Origin of the sequence: Hafnia paralvei ATCC 29927, assembly GCF_001655005.1 — a bacterium.
GTDB classification, from domain to species: Bacteria; Pseudomonadota; Gammaproteobacteria; order Enterobacterales; family Enterobacteriaceae; genus Hafnia; species Hafnia paralvei.
The window spans coordinates 1-382 of sequence record NZ_LXET01000080.1 but is presented as its reverse complement, the minus strand read 5'-3'; the positions used below and the strand labels follow the sequence as shown (position 1 = coordinate 382).

The window sequence follows — 382 nt, the reverse complement described above, 5'->3', positions numbered from 1 at the left end:
TACTTCGCAGCATACTGTTTCCAATACGCTCTGAAGTATGTTTTGAGACTGAACTTCTGTTGTATTCAACAAGAAGTAATGGTGGAGCTATGCGGGATCGAACCGCAGACCTCCTGCGTGCAAGGCAGGCGCTCTCCCAGCTGAGCTATAACCCCATACAGTCAACAGTTTACCTTTTGATACCAACTCGCTTAGCCGCGGAAAGATTCAACGTGAGTAGCGCAATGTGCAAACGCACATGAGCAACGCAACGATTGAAGATTTCAAGGATAAGTAGAGTTTGGTAGGCCTGAGTGGACTTGAACCACCGACCTCACCCTTATCAGGGGTGCGCTCTAACCACCTGAGCTACAAGCCTATAAAGGTATTCTGCTCGTTATTC

At 47.9% G+C, this 382-nt stretch carries 2 tRNA genes; both read right to left on the bottom strand.

Annotation, left to right across the window (positions count from 1 at the left end):
- Positions 1-79 precede the first annotated feature (79 nt).
- A tRNA-Ala gene (locus tag M988_RS22170) sits at positions 80-155 on the bottom strand.
- Between the two features lie 126 nt (positions 156-281).
- Positions 282-358 (bottom strand) — tRNA-Ile (locus tag M988_RS22165).
- Positions 359-382: the final 24 nt, after the last annotated feature.